We start from the raw sequence: 26,787 nt of genomic DNA, 5'->3' as shown, positions 1-26,787 counted from the left end.
TCGAGCTAAGCGTCATTAATACTCTAGACAATTCAAACTAGTTATCACGGCGGAGTCCTACCGTTTTACCTCCAAACAAAGTAGCTAATTCTATTACTTTTTTAAAAAATGAGTGACAACGTCACGCAAGAGAAACTTTCTCATCCACAGAACCTGTTCTCTGCCTTCATTTATCAAAAATTTTGCAAATACATTATCTTTATAAACTATGGGCAGGCTGTGGATGAAATTCAGTACGAGCAAATGCAGGTATGAACTCCGTCGTGCTACCCCAACCACTTACAAATAAAACCAACTTAAACAAATAATCCCCAAATCAATCTCAATGCAATCCCAATTAACAACAGCCCCATCACCCTCTCAAAATAAACCCCAAACTCCAAAAACCGTTTACGTACTATCGGATGAGCAAACATTACACTCACGACCATAAACCAAATCGCATTAACCATACACATCCAAACGCCATAAAACACCTGAACTTTCATGGGGGTTGCTGCACTCACAATCGTAGTAAAAATTGCCAGAAAAAAGATCGTGGCTTTCGGGTTCAGCGCATTAGTTAAAAAGCCCATCGAGAAAGATTTAAATAAACTCGGCGCATCTGTATCTGCTTGGCTATTGATTTCAATATTGCTATTCGGCTGACTACGCAAACACTGCCATCCTAAATAAAGCAAATAAGCAGCCCCCGCTGTTCTGATAAGAGACATGAGCCATTCGCTTTGTTGAATCAAAAAACCAATGCCAACAAGGGTATAAAACACATGAACAGAAATGCCAACACCAATACCAATCGCGGTCATACACCCTATTAAGTAGCCACAACGTACACTTTGTCTTACCGTAACCACAAAATCTGGCCCGGGTAAAATGACTGCCATAAAGTGAATAAGTGCCAGCGTTAAAAACTCATGTCCATACAACTGCCACATTTATTCAGCCTCCTTGGTAACGCTATAGCTGACACTGAGCTTTCCTTTCTTAATCTGATAAGTCTGAATTTCTATAACGCCAATTTCACCTAATGCTGCAACATGAGTCCCGCCACAGGGAAATGCAGAAAACTCACCAAAACCGATTTCACGAAAACCATCTGCATGTTGCTGAAGATTGGCTGGTAAATTAGCCTGAATATATTGTAAACAATGCTGTTCAAGCGTTTGAGCATCTAACTGCTGAGCTGTGTCTAAAGCAATGAACTGAACTCGTGCATCATGTGGCCAGTGCTGTGCTTTTACAGCTTGCCAGCCAAATAAATGCATTACATGTCCAAGCAAATGTCCCGCTGAATGTAAGCGGCTATGATAACGACGTCCTGCTTCATCCACTTGTGCGAAAGCCACTCCCAACTCAACAGGTTGTGTGCAGTAATGAATGATTTCCCCTTGTTCAATCGCCACATGTACTACATCAACTTCTGCGATTTTTCCCATATCACTCGGTTGACCGCCACCTTGAGGATGAAATGGTGTTGCCGATAAATGCACGGCGAAACGCCCATCTTCACAAGGATTACGCGCTAGAACTTCAACCTCAGCGGCAAGAGCACCTGTTAAATACAATGCTTGTGTCATATTTTTCTACATATACGTTAAGATGAAAAAGATTGTATTGCGATTTCTTAAACGCGATAATCCACTCTAAATCCAAATAACTTTTGCCTCATGAGCACAAATCAAAGTTTAGTTCTTTTAAATGAAATGGCGACTTTTGTTAAAGTGGTCGAGTCAGGGAGTTTTTCTGAAACGGCTCGACAACTCGGGACTACACCATCTGCGATAAGCCGTGCGATTGCTCGCTTAGAACGTGCTTTAGGAACACGCTTACTTTATCGAACCACCCGAAAGCTTCGTTTGAGTGAAAGTGGTCAACAGGTCTATCAACGTTGTTTAGATATGGTCAATGCGGCACAGGCAGTGATGGAAAGTTCGGGCCAATTTCATGTCGAACCGCAAGGAATCATTCGCCTGAGTGTTCCAAAAGCCGTTGGACATTTTATGATTCATCCACATTTACCTGAGTTTTTAGAACGCTATCCAAAAATTGATATTCAAATGCTTTTAGAAGACCGTTACGTTGACTTAATTGATGATGAAGTCGATTTAGCGCTTCGAATTACAGAGCAACCCTCTGGCGGCCTGATGGGGCGAAAACTCATTGATATCGATCACTTGATTTGTGCTACTCCTGAATATTTAGAAAAACATGGCATACCAAGCCATCCTCATGATTTAAAACAGCATGAATGTATCTATTTGGGTGAACAAACCAGTGATTCAAAATGGAAGTTTCAACAAGGGAATAAGTCGATTAGTGTTGCTGTGCGTGGCCGTTATGCTGCAAACCATACAGGTGTGCGTTTAAGCGCAGCCCTACAGCATTTAGGCGTAGCCAGCTTGCCATACTTTGTTGCCCGTCATGCGTTACAACAACAAACTTTAGTTCAAGTTTTACCCGACTGGAATTTTAAGACCTATTACAGTGGTGGGCTTTGGCTACTCTATCCTCCCACACGGCATGTCCCGCCTAAATTAAGTGTTTTTATTCAATATTTGGCAGATAAATTGGCAGCAGAGCCGACTTTATTTAAGTTCAAATGATATAGATCAAGGAATTAACACGATGGAATCCTACCTTTCTATCTCTAAAGCAATCAGCTAATTCTGTTTTTTTTTGAAAAAAGTAACCAAAAAACTTTGCCATCTACAGAGCCTGACCACTGTTTCCATCTATAAAAAATATTATTTATAAATTATGGGCAGGCTGTAGATGAATCCTAGCTCAAGCAAATCCTATCTAGCGTCCTAGTCATTAGGGCTATAAGTACGACTACTCAACCAATAAATCTTTTGGATTAATCGTATCGCCATAGACTGGTTTTAAAGTCTTTTCATAAGCCTGATGAATTACGCCTTCTTTTGCCAATTTTTCTAAATCTTGGTTCAACCAGTCCAATAACTCTTTATCACCTTTTTTCACAGCCGGTGCGATTAAGTCCTGCTCACCTAAACTTGTGATGCCAACCGTGTAATTTGGATTTTCTTTAGCCCAAGCTAAAACCAACAAGTTGTCATGTGCCAAAGCAGCACCACGGCCGTCTTTTAAAGCATCAAAGGTTTCAGTGTTTTGCTCATATTTTTGCAGTTTAATTTCAGGATGAGTCTTGGTGAAGAATGAATCAGCCGTCGTGCCCTTGTTCACCAACAAAGTTTTATCTTTAAGTTGAGCAATATCTGTAATTGGATGAGTTTTAGGAGACACCACACCCAAAGCAACTTTTAAATAAGGTTTAGCAAAATCGACGACTTCTTTACGTTCTGGTGTAACCGTAAAGTTGGCAAAAATAATATCGACCTTATTGGCTTTTAAATATTCGACACGGTTTGCAGCTTCAGTTAAAACGAACTCAACCTTGTTTTCATCCCCCAACAAATCTTTCGCAACATGTTTGGCAATCTCTACATCAAAGCCCTGATTTTTACCTTGAGCATCTAAATATCCAAACGGCGGTTTATCGCTAAATACACCAATACGCACGACACCATTCTTTTTAATCTGCTCAATACTCGACACAGTTTGAGTGCTGTCAGCTGTTTTTTCATTAGATTGCGTGCCTTTATCACATGCAACCAAACCTAAACTCAGCAAAGATGCAGCGAGGACATGCTTTATATTTTGTAAAGTTAGTGTTGTCATTATTTCACCCTATCGTTTTTGTAAAAGTCTTATTTAAAAATAGCAGCGCCTACTTTTAGGCACTGCTTTAGCTATATCGGAAATTATTGGCCTACATCTAAAAACACATTAGGATTAACCGAATCACCGTAAATTGATTTTAAGGTTTCATCATAAATTTTGTTAATTTCACCACTTGTTCTCAGCTGCTTAATTTCGGTATTGAGCCAATTCAATAATTGGGTATTGCCCTTTTTCACTGCTGGCGCAATAAACTCTTGATCACCTATAGACTGAATACCAGCTACATAACTTGGGTTCTTCGCGGCCCACGCTAAAGCGTATGTACTATCTTGTGAAATTGCGTCACCACGACCGTCGGTTAAAGCTTTGAAAGCATCCGAGTTTCTTTCAAACTTGAGTAAATTCACTTTCGGATAGTGCTTAGTAAAATAGGTATCAGAACTGGTGCCTTTATTTACAATTAATGTTTTACCTTCCAATTGAGCAATGTCTGTAATGGGTTTGGCTTTAGGCGAGACAATCCCGAAAGCACCTTTTAAATAAGGCTCAGCAAAATCTACAACCTCCTTACGTTCAGGCGTTACTGTAAATGTCGCAAATACAACATCGGCACGATTTGACTTTAAAAACTCCACCCGATTTGAAGCTTCCGTCACAATAAACTCAACTTTCTTTTCATCGCCGAGCAGATTTTTAGTCACTCGTTTTGCTAAAGCCACATCAAAGCCCTGATTATTGCCAGCACTATCTACATAACCAAACGGCGGATCGTCAGCAAAAACAGCAACTCGCAGAACTCCATTTTTTTTGACTTGCTCTAAAGACTGGTCTTCTTGAGTATTACTTGCTTGCTCTGTTGAGGGTGTTTTACTACATGCCGTTAATAACACCCCAGCAACAGCAATACTGCTTAATATTTTTATTGAATTACGTTTAAACATTTATTTCCTCATCATTTAAATCATAAAATTTTTAATACGACAAAATATTTAAAAAGGTTTTAGCCCGCTCTGTTTTAGGGTTTTCAAAAAATTCTTCTGGTGATGCCTGTTCAATAATTTTGCCCTTATCCATAAAAATAATGCGGTCGGCAACCTTACGGGCAAAGGACATTTCATGAGTCACAATCAACATGGTCATCCCCTCATTGGCTAGTTTCAAAACTACATCGAGCACTTCTCTGACCATTTCCGGGTCAAGCGCAGCGGTAATTTCATCAAGCAAAATGACTTTAGGTTGCATGACCAGTGAACGGACAATGGCGATACGTTGTTTTTGTCCACCAGAAAGTTGTCGCGGATAATCAAGTTTTCGTTCAAATAGTCCCACTCGCTTTAACAACTCATCTGCTACTTGTTCCGCCTCATCACGGTGGCGTTTTTGCACTTTGAGTGGCCCAAGCAAAATATTGTCAATCACATTCATGTGCCCAAACAGCTCATAGTTTTGAAAAACCATGCCAATTTTTTGACGAGCATTAGTCCAGTCAACATCTTTACCCAACACACCCGAACCTGTTAAACGAATCTCACCACCTTGAATCGGTTCTAAGCCATTAATGCAGCGCAGTAAGGTACTTTTACCACAGCCCGATGGTCCTAAAATAACAACCACTTCTCCTTGTTCTACATCTAGATCAATGCCCTGTAAAATATGACTTTGTGCAAATGATTTCTGTAATTGTTGTATCGATAACAAAGGCATAATTACTCCCAGACCTTTTCTAAATGTGCCGCCAAACGAGATAAGGGATAGCAAATCAGAAAATACAAAATAAAAATAAAGCCATAAATCCAAAGAGAAGCGCTGGGTACGGTTAACAGCGAATTTTCAATAATTTGCTGGCCTACTTTAATGACCTCAACCACCCCAATCAGAACTGCCAAAGAGCTGGTTTTCACCATTCGGGTAAATAAATTAATCGCGCCTGGTGTTACTCGTTTTAGACTTTGCGGAAAAATAACGTAGACCAATGCTTGAACATGAGTCAGTCCAAGCGCATAGGCAGAATCGCGTTGATGCCGATCAATTGAGGTAATGGCTGCGCGAACCAAATCGCCCATTTCAGCCGTGCCCCACAAAACAAACACCACAACGCAAACCCACATTGCGGAAAACTGCCAGTTAAACCATGTGGCAAAACCGAAATAAAAAACAAAAAGCAAAACCAAAATCGGAATAATTCGAATCGCTTCTAAATACAGGCGGCACAGCGCTTTAACTGCTATGTTTTTAGAGGTCATAATGACGCCTAAAATCGTGCCTAAAATCGCAGAGAAAAATACTGAAATAAAAGCAATTTTCGCAGTTGCCCAGAGTCCCCACATTAAGCGTTCGAGATGACTCGTTTGAAACAAATAATCAAGTTCCATGGCTCACCTTCCGACTTCTATGCTCCAGATAGCTGGTTAAAATAGACACGGGCAATAAAATAATCAGATAAGCCATGATGAGTAAAAACAAAGCTTCCGTAGTTTTATAATCCATGCCAATTAAGTCTTTGGTGACAAAAAGCAGCTCAACGACAGCAATCGCACTGACCACTGAACTTTCTTTAATCAAGAACAGACAATTTGCTCCAATGGCTGGAATTGAAATAGCAAGCGCTTGAGGAAAAATCACATATCTAAAAATTTGACTTGGCTGCAAACCGATACTTTTAGCGGAGTCAATCTGCCCAATGGCAATAGATTGCAAACCTGCCCGAAAAGCTTCCGCCATATAGCTTCCGCCTAAAAATGTAAGGCCGATTACACCACAAGCGAAACCATCAATTTTGATGCCAAGTTTTGGCAAACCGTAATACAAAAAGAACAGTTGAATTAATAAAGGGGTATTTCGAGATAACTCAATATAGAACTGGGCAATTCTATTTAGCACCCGCACGCGATATGTGATTAAAATGCTGCAAATCAGCCCTACAATAATGGCCAAAATAATACTGATAATTGAAATTTTCAGCGTGGTCAAAGTTGCAGAGAAAAATTGCGGCAACACACTATGGATATACTGCCAGTTCAAGGAAAATTCCAAATAATATTAAAACGTTATAAATATCTAACTTTAGTCAGCAATCGAATATTTGTGTACCGAGTTTATTTTTTTCCCAACTGGTCTAAAACTATTTTTATTAGATAAGCTTTTCTATAAGTTTAATAAATTCGATCTGCCAATAGAAAACATTGAAACCAGCTGTATGCAACCGCTTAAAACATATTCACTACGGCGATAATATTCAAAAAAACCAATAAAAAAATCGGACACAAATGCCCGACTTTCATTCAATAATCTTCAGTCTACGAGTTATTTTCTAAGAACATCGCTAATGCTTGGGTCTTTATCAAATACTGATTTTGCATATGGGCAAAGTGGAATCACCTTCACCTCTTTTTCTCGAACAAAAGCTACTAAAGCATCAAGTAATTGTCGACCTACGCCTTGCCCCCGATAATTTTCATTCACATCTGTGGCATCAATAATCAACATATTTTCGCCCGCCCATGTATAAGTCATTTCGCCTGCAACGGTCTCGCCATCAAGTAAGCTAAAGCTGCCGTGTTTTGCATCATCTTTTTGTTGAACATTCACAATGAATTCCTCGTATTACAACTCATATTTATTTAAAAATGACTTTATATATCTTTCACTATAAGAACAAATTTACGTGTAAAAAAATAGTCTGTTTTTAGCAGTGAGTCTGTATGCTTTTTAAATACAACTCATGCATAAAACTCATAATTCTATTCGTAATTCTGTGCCTAATCCTCTCAAACCATTGCTGCTAAGCTCTCTGACCAGATTTATTCATTTTATTTATGAACATTCAATGGCTTTGAAATTGGAACTTTTATGTCTTCTTTTGGTCAAATTGAGCAAGATACACATGAAAATATAACACCTTCTTGGGGTGCAGTATTTGTAATGTCGCTCTGCTGTGCGGTATTAATTGCATCTGAGTTCATGCCCGTAAGTTTACTCACGCCCATTTCTTCAGACTTAAATATGAGTGAAGGCCAAGTCGGTCAAGCAATCGCAATTTCAGGTATTTTTGCTGTTATTAGCAGTCTGTCGATTAGTCGTATATTTAAGACATGGGACCGACGTCATATCATTTTGCTACTGACTCTACTTATGATTGCCTCTGGCATTGTTGTTACATTTGCGCATTCTGCTATTTTGTTTATGATCGGTCGTGCGATTTTAGGCGTAGTCATTGGTGGTTTTTGGGCGATGTCGACCTCAATTGTCATGCGGCTTGTCCCACCTCTGTCAGTGCCAAAAGCACTTGGCCTGCTAAATGGTGGAAATGCACTAGCCACCACAATTGCAGCGCCTTTAGGGAGTTTTTTGGGTTCAATTATTGGCTGGCGTGGCGCTTTTTTCTGTATTGTTCCTATCGCGATCATTGCACTTATTTGGCAATTTAAAAGTATGCCTGCCCTTCCAGCAATCGTCTCAGCCAAGAAATCTAAAAACCCTTTTGGCCTACTAAAACGCCCAATTGTGTTTTATGGCATGACAGGAATTTTATTGCTCTTTATGGGGCAATTTGCGCTGTTTACCTATTTGCGCCCATTTCTAGAAACTGTTACTCGTGTCGATGCAGCAATACTATCCATTTTATTATTGATACTGGGTTTAGCAGGTTTAATCGGTACATTTGTGATTAGTTTCATCCTTCATCGGCATGTTTATCGTTATCTTATTCTCATTCCATTCATCATGGCAATAATTGCGGGAGGTTTTGTACTGGGTGGTGAGCATTTGTGGTTTGTTGCCATATTAATGGGCTTATGGGGCTTTATTGGTACTTCGGCACCAGTCGCATGGAACACATGGCTTGCACAAACCCTACATCAAGATGCCGAAGTTGGTGGCGGTTTGATGGTTGCGATTATCCAGTTTGCAATTACTTTAGGAGCAACTGTCGGTGGCTTGTTATATGACTCACATGGCTATAGTGCTACATTTTATATGAGCGCCACGATTTTGCTATTAGGCACTCTTATTGCTTTTATTACATGGCGCAGTGCTACTCACGCAACACATCAATAACCAACCTTAATGCAGGCGAAAGCTGTCTGCGATGTGGATAGTACAGGTGATATCCGGGAAACTGGATACTGTACTCCTCCAATACTTGCACAAGTTTGCCTTGATCGAGATCTTGTTGGATCAGTTCTTGCGGAATGTAAGCCAATCCAAATCCAGCTCTAACCGCCTCGACAATATCGTAGCTTTCATTAAATATCCATTGTCCTTGGATTTTGATTTTTGTTTCTTGTCCATCCTTCACAAATTCCCATGCATACACACTGCCTTGGGTCGTCAAACGAAAGCCAATACATTGATGATTGACCAGTTCTTTAGGGGTTGTGGGAATTCCATATTGTTCAAAATATGCGGGCGTTGCTATCACTGCCATTTTGACATCTGCGCTAATACGTACCGCAATCATGCCATCAGCCACGCGGCTCCCGAAACGAACGCCTGCATCAAATCGCTCTGCAACAATATCCACCATACCGCTATTGGCAGCTAGCTCAACTTGCACATCAGGATAGTGGCCTGCAATCTTTTCAAGTTTTGGAATAAGCACTTCCCGTATTGCATGGCTACTGGCATTAATCCGAACTGTGCCGGCAGGCTGATCCCGAAATGATGTTAAAAGCGATAATTCATTATCAATCTGATCGAAGCTGGCACTAATGGTTTGTTTTAATCTTTCGCCTGCTGCCGTTGGTGAAACACTACGTGTGGTTCGAGTCAAAAGCAACATCCCCAAACGCTCTTCTAAACCACGAATGGTATGGCTTAGCGCAGACTGTGATATTCCCATTTTTCCTGCAGCCTTCGTAAAACTACCCTCTCGCGCCACCATTAAAAAAGCATAGAGATCATTATAGTTTTCTTTGTTTATCATCTGCTTTTATCTCTTTTCAAAGTTCAATCTCATTATAGATGATAAAACTATTCATGAATATTACTCATAAGTCCATGTTTATTTTTTAGACTAATTATTAAAAAGAAGATTAGCTACAATCTCTATCAAGCAGTGATTATTAAGATATAGACCAGCTTAAGTATAAAAGATGCATGATTTTATTATGACAAGAGATTAATAAATTCTACTCATAACTTTAGGCTAACTATTCATAACTTTTCTGTATTTTTTTGCTTTCTCTTAAAGAAGTGAGGCTATTCAATAATGGTTAATCACAAATTTTTTCGAGGTTTGCTTAGTATATTTTTATTGTTATCAGTCACATCGATTTGTTATGCGACAAAACCGATTGACAAAAATCAACAAAGGTTATCGATGATGAAAATCCGTATTGATATTGAGGGATCAAAGCAACCGCTATTTGCAACATTAGCCATGACACCCACCGTTCAAGATTTTGCCAAGCAGCTTCCGTTGACATTAATCCTTAAAGATTATGACTCTACTGAAAAAATAGCCGATCTACCCCACAAGCTATCTACCCAGAATGCGCCTCAGGGCTATGCGGGCAAAGCTGGTGACCTTACCTACTATGCGCCATGGGGTAATCTGGCTTTTTTCTATAAAGACTCCACTGTTGGCTACGCTAATGGTCTCATTTTTCTTGGGAAACTTGATGCTATTCCCCAAGCATTCAAGCAAAAGCAACCCGTCAAAATTTCAATTTCCCAAATCAAATAAGCATCTATCTATTCATCCATTTACATTGTTTAAATTGAGGTATTTATGACTACATCTCCCCTGTTTAAAAAGCTCAAAAACCACACAGCAGCGGCAATTTGTGCTGCAACGATTGGTTTATTTTCTTCAACCTCAGGTATGGCGGCAGATATGTCTAACGGCGCAAATAATTTCTATCAAAGTCAGCAAGTCACTATTCAAAAAGTGACTTTTAAAAATCAGTACAATATGGACATTGTTGGGAACTTGGTCATCCCTAAAAATTTAAATAAAAAAGTTAAAGCCCCTGCAATTGTTATTGGCCATCCCATGGGTGCAGTGAAAGAACAAAGTTCTATGCTTTATGCACAGAAATTAGCTGAACAAGGTTTTGTAACGTTGGCGATTGATCAATCATTTTGGGGTGAAAGCGCAGGCCAACCTAGAAATGTAGTTGCTCCAGATATTTATGCAGAAGCCTTTAGTGCAGCTGTAGATTATTTAGGAACGCAATCTTTTATTAACCGTGATCGTATTGGTGTACTTGGTATTTGCGGAAGCGGTAGCTTTGTCATTAGCGCCGCAAAAATTGACCCACGAATGAAAGCAATTGCAACAGTTAGTATGTATGACATGGGAGCTGCTAACCGTAATGGCCTGCGCCATGGCCAAACCTTAGAGCAAAGAAAGCAAATTATTGCTGAGGCTGCTGCGCAACGTTATGTCGAGTTCAAAGGCGGTGAAACAAAATATACTAGCGGGACTACGCATGAGTTAACCGCAGATACCCACCCTATTCAACGTGAGTTTTACGACTTCTATCGTACACCTCGCGGTGAATATACACCAAAAAGTTCATCACCTCTGTTAACAACACACCCGACGTTAACCAGTAATGTAAAATTTATGAACTTCTACCCATTTAATGACATCGAGACGATCTCACCACGTCCAATGCTTTTTATTACGGGTGATCAGGCTCATTCAAAAGAGTTTAGTGAAGAAGCTTATAAACTCGCAGGCCAACCGAAAGAGCTTTACTATGTTAAAGGTGCTGGGCATGTAGATCTATATGACCGAGTTGATTTAATTCCTTTTGATAAATTAACTTCATTCTTTACTCAAAATTTAAAATAATTGAGTAACTATAGGGGTTTTACGGAACCCCTATAGGTTTAATGGAATTCTTGCACCAGACTATTAATATGCGCCACGGCTGCAGTTCGGTTTTCTACACTAAGCTTTTCAAAAACATGTTCTAAATGCTTGTTTATCGTCCGTGGACTCAATTCTAATATTTCCGCAATATCTTTATTGGTTTTCCCTAACAATAACCAGTGCATGACTTCTGCTTCACGTTGAGTCAACTGTGGGCAATATTTTAAAATATCAGTGACTTCAAGAGCAGGTGTAGATATCTTAATTTGTATTAGATAATTTTTAGCAATGGTCGCTTCTGTCTGCCAAGGGCTTAACAACAACAACTGTAATTGTTGTGACGGAGTTGAATAAAAACAGCTTTTTAACTTTTTGGGATCTTTTTCTTGCTGCAAGTCTGCAAACCATGTTTTTAGACCTAATTCAAAACCTGTTATTTCCGTTAAATGATCATTTAGCAAATCATTGGCTTTTTGTGTCTTCCAGACAATTTCCCCATGAACGTCAACCGCAATAATGGCTGTGTCAGTAGCATCAATGACCTGTTTTTGTTGTTGTAACAGTTTGGCATGTGCCAGATGCGTTTTGACTCTTGCAAGTACTTCCTCAATATTTAAAGGCTTGGTCACATAGTCCACTCCTCCCACCTGAAAGCCACGCACAATATGCTCTGTTTCAGATAAACCGGTCATAAAAATAACAGGAATAAACTGGGTAATTGGACTTGCTTTAAGCTGTATACAACTTTCAAAACCATCCATATGTGGCATATTGCCATCGAGTAAAATCATGTCTGGTAAGCATCGGTCTGCTATTTCAATTGCACTTAACCCATCTGTGGTTACGAGTACACGATAGCCCGCCTGGTCTAAACTTTCATGCAATAAGCCTAAATTTTCTGGAACATCATCAACAATTAGAATTACGGCCTGTTCAGCCGATGAAGAATAAGGAAAAGAAACTGGTTGCGTACTCATCGTTTATCCTGAATCAATCGTTGTGCTTGTTTTAAATCAAATTTACGAATTAATTGAGAAATCTGCTCCCACAATTCAGCCTGTTCTGGAAAATCATATAAATATTGCTTTAATGCCTGTTGAATTCCACGAATATAACCTTGTCCAATCAACTCATCTAAATGCTGTAAAGCTTGTGGCAGGTTCTGAGCATGATTTATTGTTTTATTATTTAGCTCACGCATCTCGGACTCTGGCTGTGCTGCCAATATTGGTGAAATAGTGGTTAAAACAAATGAGTCGGTCGGTTGTTGTGCTAATGGGGGTAACTCTTTTGCATCATCAATCCAGCTCAATCCAAGCTTATCACCAATTTTGCTTAGCAATAAATTCAAATCAATTGGCTTTAACATAAAGTCTTCACTTAACACCGCCTCTTGCGGATTGACCTCGCGCTCACCCGCATTGGCCGAAATAATTAAAATCGGCACATTGGTAATATTATTCTGCCGTAATAGTTGAGCGGTTTCTCGTCCTCCCATGAACGGCATATTCAAGTCCATTAAAATCAGATTGGGCTGAAATAGAGGAACCTGTCTTAAACAATCAATACCAGATTCGGCTTCTTCTGTAATAAATCCTAAAGGTTTTAAAAAGTTGACCACCAGCCCTCGATCTACGGCCTCATTATCAACCACTAAAATTCTTTTGCGTTCGCCTTGATAACCAATAATCTGATTAGAATGTACATTTGATATTGGATGAACCAGTTCTTTCGAGGGCAAATAAAACTTAATTTTAAATTGTGACCCGTGATTAAGTTGGCTACTCACAGATAACTGCCCACCGAGTAAATCAACCAATAATTTTACAATAGGCAAACCCAGACCTGTTCCGGTGAAGCCACCTTGAACCACATTACTGCCTCGTTCAAACGGATTAAAAATCCGCTCCAGATCAGCCTCGGCAATGCCACAGCCTGTATCTATAATTTCAAAATAAGCTGTTTGAAAACGATAATCGACTTTTAGAGTAATGGTACCTGTATTGGTAAATTTTAAAGCATTGCCTAATAAGTTAATAAGTATCTGTTCAAGACGCTTTTTATCGGTACGTACATAGTGCGGAAGCTTATCACTAATCTGGTGTATGAAATTTAAGTGCTTCTGCTCAAACTGCGGTTGAAACATTTGAATTATTTGTTCTATAAAATTTGGAAAATGGATATCCACCATATTTAAAGAAATTTTACCCGTTTCAATCCGTGCTAAATCGAGTAAACCATCGATGAGTGACGTCAAATGCTGTCCACTTCTGCTAATGACACCTAATGCCATTTTGCCCTGTTCAGATAGCTGTTCTTGCTTTTGAATTAATTGGCTATAACCCAAAATACTATTTAATGGTGTTCGAAGTTCATGGCTAATTCCAATCACATAGCGGCTTTTTGCCTCATTCGCCCGTTCAGCGACAATTCTTGCATCTTGCAAATTTTGAGATGTAACTTCATGAGCAGCAATTTCATCAATCAATAATGCTGTTTGTTGATGGGTCTCGATTTCAGCTTTACGGCGGCTTTCATCGTTTAACACTAACCACCATGCAGCCACACTGAGCAATAGAAATAAAATGGTGTAAATTTTTACAAACAGTGTAAATAGTTGAGGAACTGCCGCTGCATTAATGGTTTCCAGATATGCTTTTTCTTGAATATAAACCAGACTCAAGCTCACAGCCAAAACAATAGAAAGCCCTAAAGTCAGTAATAAATATAAACTGACCCGACTATTTAATCGGCTAGCCCATCGTGCTGGTAAATAACGCCAAATCGCATTTTTTAGTTGTACCGACCAACGGGCTTCGGGTTTACACAAATCGTGACAACGTGCTTCTAGCGAACAACATAAAGAGCAAATTGTACCGTTATAGGCTGGACAACCTGCCATATCAGCCAGTTCATAGTCCCGTTCACACACCACACAGTTAGCAACTGAAGTCGCTTGAATTTTTTCAGGCTGGCGTGCAATGTAATATTTGCCTTTGGTTAAGTAGGCAATAATAGGAACACATAACACAGCGCTTCCTAAGGCAATAAAACTTGCTAATCCTTTCGCCATTAATCCGAAAAAGCCCAAATAGCTAAGCATCGATAAAACAGAGGCAATCAGTAAAGCACCCACACCTACTGGATTGATGTCATATAAATAAGCACGGCGAAATTCAATTCCTTTCGGACTTAAACCTAAAGGTTTACAAATAATTAAATCGGCAACAACAGCACCAATCCATGCCAAAGCAACATTGCTATATAAGCCTAAAATGCGCTCAACCGCATGGCTAATACCCATTTCCATCAAAACAATAGCAATAAAAATATTAAAAAGAAGCCAGACAATTCGTCCTGGATGACTATGCGTTAAACGGGCAAAAAAGTTTGACCATGCCAATGAGCCAGCATACGCATTGGTCACATTAATTTTAATCTGCGCCACACATACCAAGGCTAAAGTGAGTATTAAGGCAATTTGGGGATTTGGAATAAATTGCTGGTAAGCAATCCAATATAAATATGTGGGGTTATCAAGTTCAGCAACTGGAATCAAAAGCTGAAAGGCTAAAACCATCAGCAACATGCCCATCAAAACTTTTAAAAAACCAAAAATAATCCAAGATGGACCACCTAAAAAAACAGCAAAACGCCATGCAGTTCTATTTTTTTCTTGCTGCGGTAAGAAGCGTAAATAATCAGCTTGCTCTCCAATCTGGATCACAAATGAAAAAATAAGAGTGCATGCTGCACCAAAATAATACAGATTAAAATCAGTAGAATGTGAAACCGCACCAACAAAATGCAGACTACTACTTAAAATTTGTGGCTGTTTCCAAAGTACAAAAAACCATGGCAACAACAGCAACAATAGCCAAATTGGCTGCGTTACTGCCTGAACTTTGTTAATAAAACCAATACCTTTAACCACTAAGGGTAAAATAACCAAAGCGGAAATTAAGTAACCAATAACTTGGGGAATGCCTAAGGCTAGCTCAAGTGCCATTGCCATAATAGCGGCTTCAAATGCCAATAAAATAAAGGTAAAGCTGGCGTAAATCAGAGAAGTAATGGTCGAGCCAATGTAGCCAAAACCTGCACCACGAGTAAGCAAGTCGACATCTACATTATATTTTGCAGCGTAGTAACTAATCGGCCAACTGGTCAGAAATATAATGGTACATACGACAATAGCCGCCCAGACTGCGTTGCTAAAGCCATACTGCCAAAGCATGGTCGCCCCGATGGCTTCCATTGCAAGAAAACTAACTGTAGAAATTGCGGTGTTGGTTACAGTCCAAGGCGACCACTTACGTACCGATGTAGGTGCATAGCGCAATGCATAATCTTCAATGCTTTCATCCGCCACCCAAATATTATATTCACGGCGTGTTTTGATTACACGTTGTGGGGCTTGTTGTGGGCGTCGGGAATCTGGCATAACACTCTTGTTTAGGATGTGGCAGATATTAAACCCAGCAATCCTTATGCCAAAAGTTATTTATCAAAGCGATTTCTTCTGATACGCCAATATACGCAAAATAACGTATTTCTAATTTTTATCAAAAATCACACACTCAAATTCATCAAAAAACAATGATCAATATTTGTGTTGATTGACCGAAAATGATTGGGAGATTGATGTTATGAGTGTATCTGAACACCCAAATCTAGATACTGTGCCAGACACAGATTCACAAAAAGCAGTAAACGAAACCTTAGAAGATTATACTTTACGATACGCTCCACACAGCTTTCGGCGCTGGAGTCCCAAAGTTGTGGCTATTACTGCACTTGGCGGTATTGCCTATCTTGCTGACTTTTCTATTGGTGCCAGTATTGGTATGTCTTATGGAACAACCAATGCGGTTTTCTCCATTTTATTTGCAGCAATTATTATCTTCTTAACCGGTATTCCTCTTGCCTACTACGCAGCACGCTATAACATCGACCTTGACTTGATTACCCGTGGCGCAGGTTTCGGTTATATCGGATCAGTCCTCACCAGCATCATTTTTGCCAGTTTCACATTTATTTTCTTTGCCCTTGAAGGCTCAATCATGGCGCAAGGGTTATTGCTTGGTTTGGGCATTCCTCTGTGGGCGGGCTATCTCATCTCGACCGTTATGGTGATTCCGCTGGTGATTTACGGCATGAAAGCCTTAAGTAAATTACAAGTCTGGACCACTCCACTTTGGCTTGTTCTCATGATTGGTCCAGTGGCCTATCTTATTTACCAAGAACCAACCCTAGTCAGCCAGTTTGCTACTTTTACAGGTAAAGAAGGTTTTGCCCCAGTAGACATGGCAGCAATCATGTTAGGTGCGGGTATATGCCTATCTTTGATTATGCAAATTGGTGAGCAAATTGACTATTTACGCTTCATGCCTGCTAAAACTAAAGAAAATAGCAAAGAATGGTGGATAGCTGTTATTTCCGCAGGTCCAGGTTGGGTAATTTTAGGGGCAATTAAACAAATTATTGGGGCATTTTTAGGTTTCTACTTATTAACAAAATTACCAGGTGTAAACAGTACCGAGCCTGTGCAACAATTTAATGCGGCATTTCATGACATGCTTCCGGGCTGGGCGGCTTTAACACTTGCAGTTATTCTGGTCGTCATTTCCCAAATTAAAATTAATGTAACCAATGCCTACTCTGGCTCACTTGCATGGACAAGTGCCTACACTCGCATGAGTAAGCATTATCCGGGTCGTATTGTATTTGTGATTGTAAACTTAGCGATTGCCCTTGCTTTAATGGAAGGCAACATGTTTGCAGTACTCGGTAAAATTTTAGGGTTCTACTCAAACTTTGCCATTGCATGGGTTGTCGTGGTTGCAACAGATATTGCCATTAATAAACATGTATTAAAACTTTCACCAAAAGAGCCTGAATACCGTCGTGACATGTTGTACAACGTAAACCCTGTAGGCATGGTGTCGTTTCTGGTAGCAGCAGGATTATCAATTGCAGCCTTCTTTGGCTTATTGGGTAGCTTCCTTGCACCGTATTCACCGCTTATTGCTCTTATTCTTGCCTTCGTACTTACGCCTATCATGGGTTTAATCACCAAAGGAAAATATTATATTAAAGAGCATGATGATGGCGTTAAAGAACCACGTTACGACGCTGAAGGTACACCGGTTGCGACTGTTTACCACTGCCGTGTATGTGAACAAGGTTATGAGCGTCCAGACATTATGTTCTCTCATAAACATAACGGTACGATTTGTTCTTTGTGTAAAACACTAGATGTCTAAATTTCATCAAAATAAAAAAGAAGCTTTTAAAGCTTCTTTTTTTTGTCTTTAAAACGTTTAACCAATCGGAAACAAACGTTCAGGCACCACATCTTTCATCACAATGGTTGAGATGAGCCGCTGTACACTCGGAATAGCCGATAACTTTTCATCATATAGCCGTTGAAATGCGGGTAAGTCTTTTGCAACCACATGTAGTAAATAGTCTGGCTCCCCGAAAAGGCGCTGGGCCTGAATAATTTGTGGAATATCAATCACGGCATTTTCAAACTTCTCAACTGCCTGCTTATCACCCTCTTTAAGCGTAATAAAAACAATGGCTGAAAACTCAAACCCAACTAAATTGGGATCGAGTTCTGCCCGATAGCCTTTGATTGCTCCTGACTCTTCTAATGCCTTCACTCGCCTATGACAAGGTGAAATGCTCAAGCCTACTTTTTCTGCCAATTCAGTAATAGATAATCGGCCATTTAGCTGTAATTCAGCAAGAATCTTCTTATCTGTGCGATCCATTTAGAAAAATTTACCCCAAATGAGTGTGATATGAGCAAACATTTAAAAGCACATTCTAAATACATAAGCATATTATTTTCAACAAGTTCGAATGAATAGAAATTTTTTCTAAAAACGAGCGAAGCCCGTAGAAAATAGTTTGCCGAGATAAGCATATGGCTTTTAACCTTTTTATTGCATTTTGGAGTGTTTCCATTCTCTTTATTATTACCCCGGGCGCAGACTGGGCCTATGCCATTTCGGCAGGAATTAAAGGTAAAGTCGTAGTGCCTGCCGTTGCGGGTATGTTATTTGGGCACTTTATTACTATTTTATTGGTCGCGGCTGGTGTTGGTCTGCTTGTAGCAAATAACCCGACGGCTCTGATGATTCTTACTGTTGCGGGTTCTGCTTATTTATTGTGGATGGGAATAAATTTATTAATTACCCCTCCTACTCCCAATCAATCCGATTCTGAAAAAGCTCAGTCATGGTTGAGCTGGGCGACAAAAGGTGTTTATGTGAGTGGCTTAAATCCGAAAGTTTTTTTACTCTTTTTAGCCTTGCTGCCTCAATTTATTGACACCACTGCGTCATGGTCAGTGACTACACAAATTGTTGCGTTCGGCGTCGTACATATGATTAGCTGCGCGATTATTTACTTAATGGTAGGTTATGGTTCACAAGCAATTCTTAAAACCAGACCACAGGCAGCACAGTTAGTAGGACGGTTTTCAGGAGGCCTAATGGTCGTCATTGCAACTTGCTTATTGATTGGTCAAATTTAAGAAATGTCTCAACTTAAAGTTACTGCTCCTTATCTCGGATCAGTAACTAAAACCATAAAATATAAAAATAAATTTATCTCATTCGTTTCAGGTTATAAGTTACCACTCCCCAAATAACCAGTTCTTGCCCTTCTTCAATATAAATATTTTGATAATCGGAATTTTCAGCTTTCAGCCAAATTTTAGACGGCTGATAATTGTTATCAATCATTAAGCGCTTAACGGTAAAGTCATTGTCAATAAGCGCAATTACAATGTCACCAGACTTTGCGGGAAGACTACGATCAACAATAAGCGGATCATCAATATCAATTCCGGCATCTAACATCGACAAAGAATTAGCTTTTACAATAAAGGTAGCATTTTCATTTCTAATGAGATATTCATTTAAATCAAGTGCTTGTTCAATATCGTCTTGGGCTGGCGAAGGAAAACCCGCAGCAACACGTTCAGTGGCTAAAGGAATATGATAAATTTTATCGTTGTTGGCATGGACCTGTTGAACTTTTAATTTTGAGCTAAAATCTGTCTGATTATCGGTTTTGACATTATTTAGTAACCAATTTTTGATAAAGTTCACTTGAGATTCTGGCACACGAATCACTTTGGTGGGTTCATTGAACTGTGCTTTACGGCCGGCATTTTCTCGGGCACCGCCATGTTCAAACTCTTTTTTCTTTGACATATCGCCTCCATTTCACCGTTCAAATCCTACACAGACAATGTAACTTGAAAAAGTTACATTTTCAAGTTGACGAAATATTTTTTTTGCATAACAATAAATTCATGATCAGATTTTAATCCATTTTACTTTTAACAGGGATGTTAAAATTAAGGTGGTGGTTTGAAGAAAATCAAAACCTATTTCGAAATAGTCTTTATCGCTGACTGTTTCTTGATTTTTATCAAATGAGCTTCTGAACACTTAACATTTTGGTTAAATTCAGTTTTTGGTATGGAGACATGCGAAATGAAAAATCAACGCGATGCGGTTTTAGGCTATGCAAATGAACAACATGCTTACTATATTCGTCTCATTGAAAACGACGCGGTATTAGGTGAAAGCTATGGAATATTTTGTGAAAACCCAGATAGCGAAGCAGCAGAAAGCATTATGACAACGCTATTCTTAAAAAAATCTTTTTGGATAAATGGTTCTGAATATATCGATATCGTAAAAGGACTACAGCCTCTCCCCCAGTAAATAATTTAAAGATAAAAATAAAGGAGGCAATGAGCCTCCTTTATTTTTTAAAACCTGATGCTTAAGACGTAAAACGTCCATATGCATCGCGTTTTTGGTTGCGGGAGTTTTGTCCGCGACCATCGTAATCGTCGTCGTCATCACGGCTGCGGCCACGGCCTCGACCACCTGAACGGCCACGATCGTCATCATCATCGTCATCACGGCTGCGACCACGTCCTCGACCACCTGAACGGCCACGATCGTCATCATCATCATCGTCATCACGACTGCGACCTCGGCCTCGACCACCTGAACGGCCGCGATCGTCATCATCGTCGTCATCATAACGGCTACGACCTCGACCACCTGAACGGCCACGATCATCATCGTCATCATCACGGCCACGACCGTTACGGCTATCGTTCTTATGGCTTAATGCACCAGCTTCACGGGCTTCTTCAGACGTAAATTCGTGAGCATTACCACTTGCGTGTGCTGCTCGACCAGCTTCCCGAGCTTCTTCAGATGTAAATTCATGCGCGTTACCACTTGCATGTGCAGCTCGCCCACCTTTACTGGCTATTTCTCTAACTCTTTCAGGATCCATACTCGCAAATCCACGATTTGAAGTACCCGAACTATTATTATCTTGATCTTCATATCTAGTATTAGCCATAGTTATATCTTCCTATATTTAAATTATAGTCACTACCGCTTTTCGTTAACGGATAAAATAAAGATAAAAGATATAAAATATTTTCCTACCCAAGCTATGTATCAACCTTTTTAAATGTATATTAATAAATCTATAAGTTTTTTAAATAAGTTTTTTATTTATAAAAGAATTATACTCACACCAATATATTATAAATTTTTATTTTTTTACTTTATAAATATTCAAACCAATTATTATTACTTAATTCAACATTATAATAATGTTTTACAATTTTATTAAAAACAGCTCTCTTAATAACAAAAAGTTTCAAAACATACAAATCGATTAAAAACAGGAACAGCAAAAAAACCAAAAAAGACAAACCAAAAACAAATAAATTAATTTTAAAACAACAACATATAGCATTACATTTAAAAAAATAATTTACTTGAATAGTGCTAAATAATATTCAAAAATTTTAATTAATATTTTAAGAGTAGATCTGTCATGCAATTAAAAGTTAACAAACCACCTGTGCAATACATTCACATTGCTATACCTGAAATTTTATTAGGCCATATTAATATCAAGAATAAATGGCAAAATTATGACAAAGAGTGGAGTTACAGACTTGACCCTCCCCATGCAACTCATCCATTCCAAAGAGACTTATATATTATTCAATCTAACAATATTACTTCAGAAGATATAAAAACTCTTCTCGATAATATCATTATAAAAAGCAACCAGATTAATAGTGATGAAATTAACACTAATATTGAAGAAGCAAAAAAAATTATAAAAAAAGTACTAGATTTGTCAAATAAAATCCCTATTGAAAATTGGTTAAATGATACGGGTAATAGATCAATTATTGAAAGTATGATTGATAAAAATAAAATTAAGTTATTAACAGTTATTTAATAATTTAATTTAGATATATTTTTTTACATTCGTATAAATAAGATAACAAAGGCAACTTTTCGAAGCAGACATTTTACTCATATTCACGCTGAGTTCAGCAAAAATAGATTAACCCAATATTTAATAGAGGAGTTTCAACATGGAAAACTCAACAAAGCAATATCCTTCTTCAGTGCCAGCTCAAGTTCAATCTCACCAACCCGGTGATCAAGAAAAAATGCATCCGGAACCAGAAATTATTAAAGCTTCACACAAAGGTAGCGAAAAACTACAAGGTAAAATTGCCGTAATTAGCGGTGGTGATAGTGGTATTGGTCGATCTGTGGCTGTACTTTTTGCCCGTGAAGGTGCTGATGTTGCTATCCTCTATCTTGAAGAGCAGCAAGATGCTGAAATTACCAAGCAATTGGTTGAAAATGAAGGACGAAAATGTCTTCTATTTAAAGGTGATATTTCTGATCCTGAAGTTGCCAAACAGGCAATTGATGAAATTTTGGCTCACTATGGCAAAATCAATATATTAGTGAATAATGCTGGTGTTCAATATCAGCAAAAAGATATCGTTAATATTAGTAATGAACAATTAGAAAAAACATTTAAAACAAATATTTTCGCTATGTTCTATCTTACCAAACAAGTAATTTCTCACATGCAAGAGGGAGATAGCATCATCAATACAACCAGTATTACCAGCTATCAAGGCCATGATGAGTTAATAGACTACGCAAGTACCAAAGGTGCAATCACTTCTTTTACACGTAGTCTTTCAAATAATTTAATGAAACAGAAAAAAGGAATTCGGGTAAATGGCGTTGCGCCTGGTCCAATCTGGACACCTTTAATTCCAAGTAGTTTTGATGCAGAGACTGTTGAAAAATTTGGTAAAGATACGCCAATGGGAAGAATGGGCCAACCGAGTGAAGTTGCACCTGCCTATTTATTCCTTGCCTCAGATGACGCGAGTTACATTACAGGTCAGGTTATTCATGTAAATGGCGGTCAAATTGTAAATAGTTAAAATATAGATTTTTTTATATAAAAAAGCCCTGAAAGTTAAAAAGCTTTCAGGGCTTTTTCTTTAAGCTGGAACGTGTTGAGCTATTTGCTCGCGCGACCACACTCGGTGTGCTTTAAGTAAGTTTTTAAGCTTCTCTGAAACATGTTTGAAGTCATCTTCAATTAAGGTGCCTTCATCTGCTACCAAGCCTAATGGCTCAAGTAAATCAGATTTATTTCCTAAAAAGACAATTGGTTTTAAATGTTTATAGGCTTCTAGTACATAGTGACGTGTTACGCCATCTTGCATCACCGCATTTAAATTATCGCCATCCGGAAGTATTACCGCATCATATGCAATTGAAGGTTCTGACATTTGCATGCCATCTGCCATAATTACATTATCTTTGTGGTCTTTAACTGGCGCTAAGCTTGGTGCCAATAAATGAACAATAGCCCCTTCCTTAATTGCCCAGTTTTTAATGGTTTCTAGTGCCTCAGACTCAACCAAATTATGAATAAGTACGGCAATTTTACGGCCTTGAATATCTGCTGGTGGAAAAGCCAACATGGATAACTTAGCAGATTTTTCAATCGCCTGAGGTTTGAAATCAAGGCTTAGATCAGGGACTTCGATACCTAAATTTGCACCCACTTGGCGTGCTAAATCGAGATCAATATTTGCTAAAATTTGTTGAACTTGGCGCTCTCGAATATGTTTTCTTTTCACCTTACTGAGCTCAAAGGTATAAGCATCAACTACATGTTTTTGCTCATGAGGCGCAAGGCTCTTGTAGTAAAGACGAGGCTGAGAGAAATGATCGGAAAAAGACTCACTTCTTTCACGAATCTTTTGACCACTCACTTTTTCATAATAACTTTCAAACCCACCATTTTGTGCAGCTGGAGGTGTCTCAACTGGCCAGTTTTGATCAATCGAGTTCGGTTGATAAGAAGCTTGCCCTTTATGAATCGTATGTTGATGCATTGCATCACGCTGATTATTATGGAATGGACATATAGGTTTATTAATTGGTATTTGATGGAAATTTGGTCCACCTAAACGGCTGAGCTGTGTATCGGTATATGAAAATAGACGTGCTTGTAAGAGTGGATCATTTGTAAAATCGATACCCGGGACAATATGGCCAGGGCAAAAAGCAACCTGCTCGGTTTCAGCAAAGAAATTATCGACATTTCGATTTAAAATAAAACGGCCAATAGGTGTTACTGGCACTAACTCTTCAGGAATAATTTTGGTTGGGTCAAGCAAGTCGAAATCAAATTTCATTTCATCTTGTTCTTCGACAATTTGAACTCCTAATTCCCACTCAGGATATACTCCTTGTTCAATAGCTTCATAAAGATCTCGACGGTGAAAATCAGGATCTTTACCTGCGAGCTTTTGTGCTTCATCCCAAACCAAAGCACTCAAACCTTGTTTAGGTGTCCAGTGGAATTTAACGAAATGAGCTTTACCTTCAGCATTAATTAAACGGAAAGTATGCACACCAAACCCTTGAATTGAGCGAAAGTTACGTGGAATTGCGCGGTCTGACATCGCCCAAATCACGGCATGCGCAGACTCTGGCACTAAAGAAACAAAATCCCAGAATGTATCATGAGCAGTCGCGCCAGTAGGCATTTCTGTATCTGGTTCGGGTTTTACAGCATGTACAAAATCGGGGAATTTAATACCATCTTGAACGAAGAAAACTGGGGCATTATTTCCCACTAAATCAAAGTTACCTTCTTGTGTATAAAATTTAATGGCAAAGCCGCGAATATCACGAACTGTGTCGGCAGATCCACGTGGTCCTTGCACCGTCGAGAAACGTACAAAAATCGGAGTTTGAATGGTTGGATCAGTCAAAAATCCAGCTTTTGTTAAACGCTCATTACCTTCATAGGCCTGAAAATAACCATGAGCACCTACCCCACGCGCATGCACAATACGCTCGGGAATACGTTCATGGTCAAAATGAGTAATCTTTTCTCGTAAGATAAAATCTTCTAATAACGTTGACCCACGAGTTCCCGCTTTTAAACTATTTTGGTTATCAGCAATTTTAACCCCCTGATTTGTGGTTAAAGCCTGATTTGTCGCATCTTCTCTTACTGTGTCTAACTGTTCAGTTTTTTGAGTGGTATTGGCTTTATTTGCAGCATCAGCTCCAGCCATATCACTTGTTTTATTCGTTAATTTACTATTATCAGTCATGTTCATTACCTATGTTTTAAAGTTAAACCTGGGGTGAAATTGAAAGCTTAAAAATTAGTTTTTGTTAAAAGAGCTTAAGTATGGGAAAAGAAGTTCGACATATTTTCGTGTGCTCCAAAGTCCAATGCTCTTATGATGTGAATCGGGTGCCAAAAATGCGGTTAGTTTGCATATTTTTATAGCGAGATCAGGTGTTTGACGGATACGTTCTTGCAGGGCATCAAGCTCCCCATCAGAGATATAGCTAAATAAATAGTCTTGAATACGTCGACTATTATTAAGTGCCCTACTATATTTTAAGAAATTAGAAGAATGGTCATCTCCAGCAATCCAATCATGAATGATCTGACGCTCTACAGGAGTAAACACTCCAAACATTTTTCCATTCTCATCATTAATTAATCTCCAAAAAATACTTTGTTCAGGATTGGCATTAAACTTAATCCATTTATTTTCAATTAAATGCGATACCAGTCCTTGAACGTCGTCTGGGTTAGATAGCCATTGATTAATTGTTTTACATCCGAACTTTCTGGTCTCGTTATGAATTAACTGCCCTACGAGCGCCTTTCTCTTTAAAATTTTTAGAACAAAATCTTCAAGATTTAAATTTTTTATAATTTTCGAAGAACCCACGCCATGATTGTTTAGCGCAAAGCCACGTTTTAATTTAGTAAGAAAAAGTTCTTTATCCCGATATTTATCAAAAATATTTTTTATAACTTTAATTGCTTTATCAGCATGACCATTATCAATATTGTCAATGGTAATGTGCAGATTGAAGTATTTCGAGTCAATGCCAAGTTCAGCAAGCTCATAATTGGTAATTAATAGATGAAGGGGCAGCTGTTCATAACCCAAGTTAAAACCAACTATTTCTGGAATGAATTCAGGTGGAGCATAACCAAGTGCCAATTGGACTACAGCATGATAATAATATTCATCTTCTAAAAGCAGATCGAAACTATCGAGGCCCAAATTACGCATTAAGTCATCATAAATACAGACATGGTTTGCCTTCGGCTCACCTAACCCTAGCTCTTCCAGATAGGTAATAATCAGGTCATGGAAAACCGGATCATTCCAATAGTGAACTGAACTATATAGCCATGCACCGTCTACTTTTTTGGTTGGAGAAACTTTAATTAAAAATTCGAACGCCTGACCAACATTTTTAAAGTATTCTCTCTCACCTCCAGCTTGCCGGCGGTTTAAATAATCCTGAAATACCTCACAATTTTCTTTATTATTTTTTTCACACCATCCTTTAATCATATTTATATCAGAAGGAAAATCAATTTCTGTCTGATCTATCTTATCTATCTCTTTAAAAAGAAAATCTCGTGCTTTCTTCTCTTTCTCAAAACTTGAAATATCAGGATCAAGGAAAAAAACAAATAATTCGTAATAGTTCTGTTGATTATCTTGTAATAAGTCTAATAATCTTTTTTTCACTACAACAGGCATTTCTATTCTCCTTTTGTGAGATATAAAATACCATACTTTACTCATCCTATAATCCCAGCTCCTCTTTGTTATATTACGTTATTAAAAACAGTTGTTTTCATACAAATCATTTAAATTCAAAAACATAACTTCTCACATAAAATTACATTCTCATCTTTAGAATAATTTAAATGCCTGTTTTTATAAAAAATATGTAAATTTTAAACCTTTATTACATTATAGTTACCTTTAAAATTATAAAGATTAAAAAATTAACAAAAAATTTAAA

General features: G+C 38.5%; 24 protein-coding genes and 3 pseudogenes. 11 read left to right on the top strand and 16 right to left on the bottom strand.

The features are described from left to right. Nucleotides 1-296: 296 nt before the first annotated feature. Nucleotides 297-935, bottom strand: a complete 639-nt coding sequence (locus MSG66_RS01305) for a LysE family translocator (RefSeq protein WP_324651681.1) — start codon at nt 933-935, stop codon at nt 297-299. Further along, complete coding sequence (locus tag MSG66_RS01300; RefSeq protein WP_324651679.1) at nt 936-1,577, bottom strand: alanyl-tRNA editing protein; 642 nt, start codon at nt 1,575-1,577, stop codon at nt 936-938. 90 nt (nt 1,578-1,667) lie between these two features. Here MSG66_RS01300 and MSG66_RS01295 point away from each other — a divergent pair, with 90 nt between their 5' ends. Continuing rightward, nucleotides 1,668-2,603 (top strand): LysR family transcriptional regulator, encoded by a 936-nt coding sequence (locus tag MSG66_RS01295; RefSeq protein WP_324651677.1) that lies wholly within the window; start codon nt 1,668-1,670, stop codon nt 2,601-2,603. Nucleotides 2,604-2,676: 73 nt separating this feature from the next. After that, a pseudogene (locus MSG66_RS01290) lies at nt 2,677-2,783 on the top strand (hypothetical protein). Between the two features lie 49 nt (nt 2,784-2,832). Here the strand turns inward: MSG66_RS01290 and MSG66_RS01285 are convergent. The 5 genes from MSG66_RS01285 to MSG66_RS01265 all read right to left on the bottom strand — a co-directional run bounded on the left by MSG66_RS01285 (nt 2,833) and on the right by MSG66_RS01265 (nt 6,723). Then, on the bottom strand, nt 2,833-3,699 hold the full coding sequence (locus MSG66_RS01285) for a cysteine ABC transporter substrate-binding protein (RefSeq protein ID WP_086398872.1): 867 nt from the start codon (nt 3,697-3,699) through the stop codon (nt 2,833-2,835). 83 nt (nt 3,700-3,782) lie between these two features. Then, on the bottom strand, nt 3,783-4,643 hold the full coding sequence (locus MSG66_RS01280; RefSeq protein ID WP_324651673.1) for a transporter substrate-binding domain-containing protein: 861 nt from the start codon (nt 4,641-4,643) through the stop codon (nt 3,783-3,785). A 31-nt stretch (nt 4,644-4,674) separates the two neighbouring features. Continuing rightward, nucleotides 4,675-5,406: an amino acid ABC transporter ATP-binding protein gene (locus tag MSG66_RS01275; RefSeq protein WP_202742366.1), complete on the bottom strand. Its 732-nt coding sequence runs from the start codon at nt 5,404-5,406 to the stop codon at nt 4,675-4,677. Nucleotides 5,407-5,408: 2 nt separating this feature from the next. After that, nucleotides 5,409-6,074 (bottom strand): amino acid ABC transporter permease, encoded by a 666-nt coding sequence (locus MSG66_RS01270; protein ID WP_324651669.1) that lies wholly within the window; start codon nt 6,072-6,074, stop codon nt 5,409-5,411. Beyond that, complete coding sequence (locus MSG66_RS01265) at nt 6,064-6,723, bottom strand: amino acid ABC transporter permease (RefSeq protein WP_227549193.1); 660 nt, start codon at nt 6,721-6,723, stop codon at nt 6,064-6,066. The genes MSG66_RS01270 and MSG66_RS01265 overlap by 11 nt, the downstream gene beginning before the upstream one ends. 61 nt (nt 6,724-6,784) lie before the next feature. On the opposite strand from MSG66_RS01265, the pseudogene MSG66_RS01260 reads away from it, so the two are divergent. Further along, nucleotides 6,785-6,895, top strand: a pseudogene (locus MSG66_RS01260) (hypothetical protein); the annotation flags it as partial. 110 nt (nt 6,896-7,005) lie between these two features. Here MSG66_RS01260 and MSG66_RS01255 read toward each other — a convergent pair. After that, entirely contained in the window at nt 7,006-7,290 is a 285-nt protein-coding gene (locus MSG66_RS01255) for a GNAT family N-acetyltransferase (protein WP_133974108.1), read from the bottom strand. A gap of 261 nt (nt 7,291-7,551) precedes the next feature. Between MSG66_RS01255 and MSG66_RS01250 the strand changes: the two genes are divergently transcribed. Next, entirely contained in the window at nt 7,552-8,757 is a 1,206-nt protein-coding gene (locus MSG66_RS01250; RefSeq protein WP_324651663.1) for an MFS transporter, read from the top strand. On the opposite strand, the gene MSG66_RS01245 is transcribed toward MSG66_RS01250, so the two are convergent. Continuing rightward, entirely contained in the window at nt 8,735-9,625 is an 891-nt protein-coding gene (locus tag MSG66_RS01245; protein WP_133974112.1) for a LysR family transcriptional regulator, read from the bottom strand. The two genes, MSG66_RS01250 and MSG66_RS01245, sit on opposite strands and share 23 nt — an antisense overlap. A gap of 285 nt (nt 9,626-9,910) precedes the next feature. On the opposite strand from MSG66_RS01245, the gene MSG66_RS01240 reads away from it, so the two are divergent. Continuing rightward, nucleotides 9,911-10,387 (top strand): cyclophilin-like fold protein, encoded by a 477-nt coding sequence (locus tag MSG66_RS01240; protein WP_324651659.1) that lies wholly within the window; start codon nt 9,911-9,913, stop codon nt 10,385-10,387. A gap of 45 nt (nt 10,388-10,432) precedes the next feature. Continuing rightward, nucleotides 10,433-11,503 (top strand): alpha/beta hydrolase, encoded by a 1,071-nt coding sequence (locus MSG66_RS01235; RefSeq protein WP_324651657.1) that lies wholly within the window; start codon nt 10,433-10,435, stop codon nt 11,501-11,503. Nucleotides 11,504-11,541: 38 nt separating this feature from the next. Here MSG66_RS01235 and MSG66_RS01230 read toward each other — a convergent pair whose 3' ends face one another. Continuing rightward, complete coding sequence (locus MSG66_RS01230; RefSeq protein ID WP_324651655.1) at nt 11,542-12,501, bottom strand: response regulator transcription factor; 960 nt, start codon at nt 12,499-12,501, stop codon at nt 11,542-11,544. Further along, nucleotides 12,498-15,968 (bottom strand): ATP-binding protein, encoded by a 3,471-nt coding sequence (locus tag MSG66_RS01225; protein ID WP_324651653.1) that lies wholly within the window; start codon nt 15,966-15,968, stop codon nt 12,498-12,500. Before MSG66_RS01225 ends, MSG66_RS01230 begins: the two co-directional genes overlap by 4 nt. Nucleotides 15,969-16,173: 205 nt before the next feature. Here MSG66_RS01225 and MSG66_RS01220 point away from each other — a divergent pair, with 205 nt between their 5' ends. Continuing rightward, entirely contained in the window at nt 16,174-17,790 is a 1,617-nt protein-coding gene (locus MSG66_RS01220; protein ID WP_324651651.1) for an allantoin permease, read from the top strand. A gap of 57 nt (nt 17,791-17,847) precedes the next feature. Here MSG66_RS01220 and MSG66_RS01215 read toward each other — a convergent pair whose 3' ends face one another. After that, entirely contained in the window at nt 17,848-18,303 is a 456-nt protein-coding gene (locus MSG66_RS01215) for an Lrp/AsnC family transcriptional regulator (RefSeq protein WP_000376211.1), read from the bottom strand. Between the two features lie 155 nt (nt 18,304-18,458). Here MSG66_RS01215 and MSG66_RS01210 point away from each other — a divergent pair, with 155 nt between their 5' ends. Then, on the top strand, nt 18,459-19,070 hold the full coding sequence (locus tag MSG66_RS01210; protein WP_324651649.1) for a LysE family translocator: 612 nt from the start codon (nt 18,459-18,461) through the stop codon (nt 19,068-19,070). Between the two features lie 73 nt (nt 19,071-19,143). Here MSG66_RS01210 and MSG66_RS01205 read toward each other — a convergent pair whose 3' ends face one another. Then, a complete protein-coding gene (locus MSG66_RS01205) occupies nt 19,144-19,755 on the bottom strand; it encodes a LexA family protein (RefSeq protein WP_042896688.1) in 612 nt (203 codons plus the stop codon). A 285-nt stretch (nt 19,756-20,040) separates the two neighbouring features. Between MSG66_RS01205 and MSG66_RS01200 the strand changes: the two genes are divergently transcribed. Next, nucleotides 20,041-20,274 carry a hypothetical protein gene (locus MSG66_RS01200; RefSeq protein WP_133974122.1) on the top strand — a complete coding sequence of 78 codons (234 nt, stop codon included), beginning with the start codon at nt 20,041-20,043 and terminating at the stop codon, nt 20,272-20,274. Nucleotides 20,275-20,362: 88 nt separating this feature from the next. Here the strand turns inward: MSG66_RS01200 and MSG66_RS01195 are convergent. Next, nucleotides 20,363-20,932, bottom strand: a pseudogene (locus MSG66_RS01195) (KGG domain-containing protein); the annotation flags it as partial. A gap of 486 nt (nt 20,933-21,418) precedes the next feature. Here MSG66_RS01195 and MSG66_RS01190 point away from each other — a divergent pair. Next, the gene (locus MSG66_RS01190) at nt 21,419-21,835 is read left to right on the top strand and encodes a DUF6367 family protein (RefSeq protein WP_202742380.1); all 417 of its coding nucleotides are present in this window, start codon (nt 21,419-21,421) and stop codon (nt 21,833-21,835) included. A 139-nt stretch (nt 21,836-21,974) separates the two neighbouring features. After that, the gene (locus tag MSG66_RS01185; RefSeq protein WP_324651644.1) at nt 21,975-22,853 is read left to right on the top strand and encodes an SDR family oxidoreductase; all 879 of its coding nucleotides are present in this window, start codon (nt 21,975-21,977) and stop codon (nt 22,851-22,853) included. Nucleotides 22,854-22,913: 60 nt separating this feature from the next. Here MSG66_RS01185 and katE read toward each other — a convergent pair whose 3' ends face one another. Next, a complete protein-coding gene (katE, locus tag MSG66_RS01180) occupies nt 22,914-25,058 on the bottom strand; it encodes a catalase HPII (protein ID WP_324651642.1) in 2,145 nt (714 codons plus the stop codon). A 48-nt stretch (nt 25,059-25,106) separates the two neighbouring features. After that, entirely contained in the window at nt 25,107-26,519 is a 1,413-nt protein-coding gene (locus MSG66_RS01175) for an iron-containing redox enzyme family protein (protein ID WP_324651640.1), read from the bottom strand. Between the last annotated feature and the right edge of the window lie 268 nt (nt 26,520-26,787).

It is taken from the genome of Acinetobacter sp. IK31, assembly GCF_035615195.1.
Lineage (GTDB): Bacteria > Pseudomonadota > Gammaproteobacteria > Pseudomonadales > Moraxellaceae > Acinetobacter > Acinetobacter calcoaceticus_C.
This window is presented reverse-complemented; position numbering and strand designations above follow the sequence as displayed.

Excerpts from the sequence above, each read along its gene's own strand:
- MSG66_RS01305 (WP_324651681.1), bottom strand. The coding sequence starts at position 935 with ATGTGGCAGTTGTATGGACATGAGTTTTTAACGCTGGCACTTATTCAC.
- MSG66_RS01300 (WP_324651679.1), bottom strand. The coding sequence starts at position 1,577 with ATGACACAAGCATTGTATTTAACAGGTGCTCTTGCCGCTGAGGTTGAA.
- MSG66_RS01295 (WP_324651677.1), top strand. The coding sequence starts at position 1,668 with ATGAGCACAAATCAAAGTTTAGTTCTTTTAAATGAAATGGCGACTTTT.
- MSG66_RS01285 (WP_086398872.1), bottom strand. The coding sequence starts at position 3,699 with ATGACAACACTAACTTTACAAAATATAAAGCATGTCCTCGCTGCATCT.
- MSG66_RS01280 (WP_324651673.1), bottom strand. The coding sequence starts at position 4,643 with ATGTTTAAACGTAATTCAATAAAAATATTAAGCAGTATTGCTGTTGCT.
- MSG66_RS01275 (WP_202742366.1), bottom strand. The coding sequence starts at position 5,406 with ATGCCTTTGTTATCGATACAACAATTACAGAAATCATTTGCACAAAGT.
- MSG66_RS01270 (WP_324651669.1), bottom strand. The coding sequence starts at position 6,074 with ATGGAACTTGATTATTTGTTTCAAACGAGTCATCTCGAACGCTTAATG.
- MSG66_RS01250 (WP_324651663.1), top strand. The coding sequence starts at position 7,552 with ATGTCTTCTTTTGGTCAAATTGAGCAAGATACACATGAAAATATAACA.
- MSG66_RS01245 (WP_133974112.1), bottom strand. The coding sequence starts at position 9,625 with ATGATAAACAAAGAAAACTATAATGATCTCTATGCTTTTTTAATGGTG.
- MSG66_RS01240 (WP_324651659.1), top strand. The coding sequence starts at position 9,911 with ATGGTTAATCACAAATTTTTTCGAGGTTTGCTTAGTATATTTTTATTG.
- MSG66_RS01235 (WP_324651657.1), top strand. The coding sequence starts at position 10,433 with ATGACTACATCTCCCCTGTTTAAAAAGCTCAAAAACCACACAGCAGCG.
- MSG66_RS01230 (WP_324651655.1), bottom strand. The coding sequence starts at position 12,501 with ATGAGTACGCAACCAGTTTCTTTTCCTTATTCTTCATCGGCTGAACAG.
- MSG66_RS01225 (WP_324651653.1), bottom strand. The coding sequence starts at position 15,968 with ATGCCAGATTCCCGACGCCCACAACAAGCCCCACAACGTGTAATCAAA.
- MSG66_RS01220 (WP_324651651.1), top strand. The coding sequence starts at position 16,174 with ATGAGTGTATCTGAACACCCAAATCTAGATACTGTGCCAGACACAGAT.
- MSG66_RS01215 (WP_000376211.1), bottom strand. The coding sequence starts at position 18,303 with ATGGATCGCACAGATAAGAAGATTCTTGCTGAATTACAGCTAAATGGC.
- MSG66_RS01210 (WP_324651649.1), top strand. The coding sequence starts at position 18,459 with ATGGCTTTTAACCTTTTTATTGCATTTTGGAGTGTTTCCATTCTCTTT.
- MSG66_RS01205 (WP_042896688.1), bottom strand. The coding sequence starts at position 19,755 with ATGTCAAAGAAAAAAGAGTTTGAACATGGCGGTGCCCGAGAAAATGCC.
- MSG66_RS01200 (WP_133974122.1), top strand. The coding sequence starts at position 20,041 with ATGAAAAATCAACGCGATGCGGTTTTAGGCTATGCAAATGAACAACAT.
- MSG66_RS01190 (WP_202742380.1), top strand. The coding sequence starts at position 21,419 with ATGCAATTAAAAGTTAACAAACCACCTGTGCAATACATTCACATTGCT.
- MSG66_RS01185 (WP_324651644.1), top strand. The coding sequence starts at position 21,975 with ATGGAAAACTCAACAAAGCAATATCCTTCTTCAGTGCCAGCTCAAGTT.
- katE (WP_324651642.1), bottom strand. The coding sequence starts at position 25,058 with ATGAACATGACTGATAATAGTAAATTAACGAATAAAACAAGTGATATG.
- MSG66_RS01175 (WP_324651640.1), bottom strand. The coding sequence starts at position 26,519 with ATGCCTGTTGTAGTGAAAAAAAGATTATTAGACTTATTACAAGATAAT.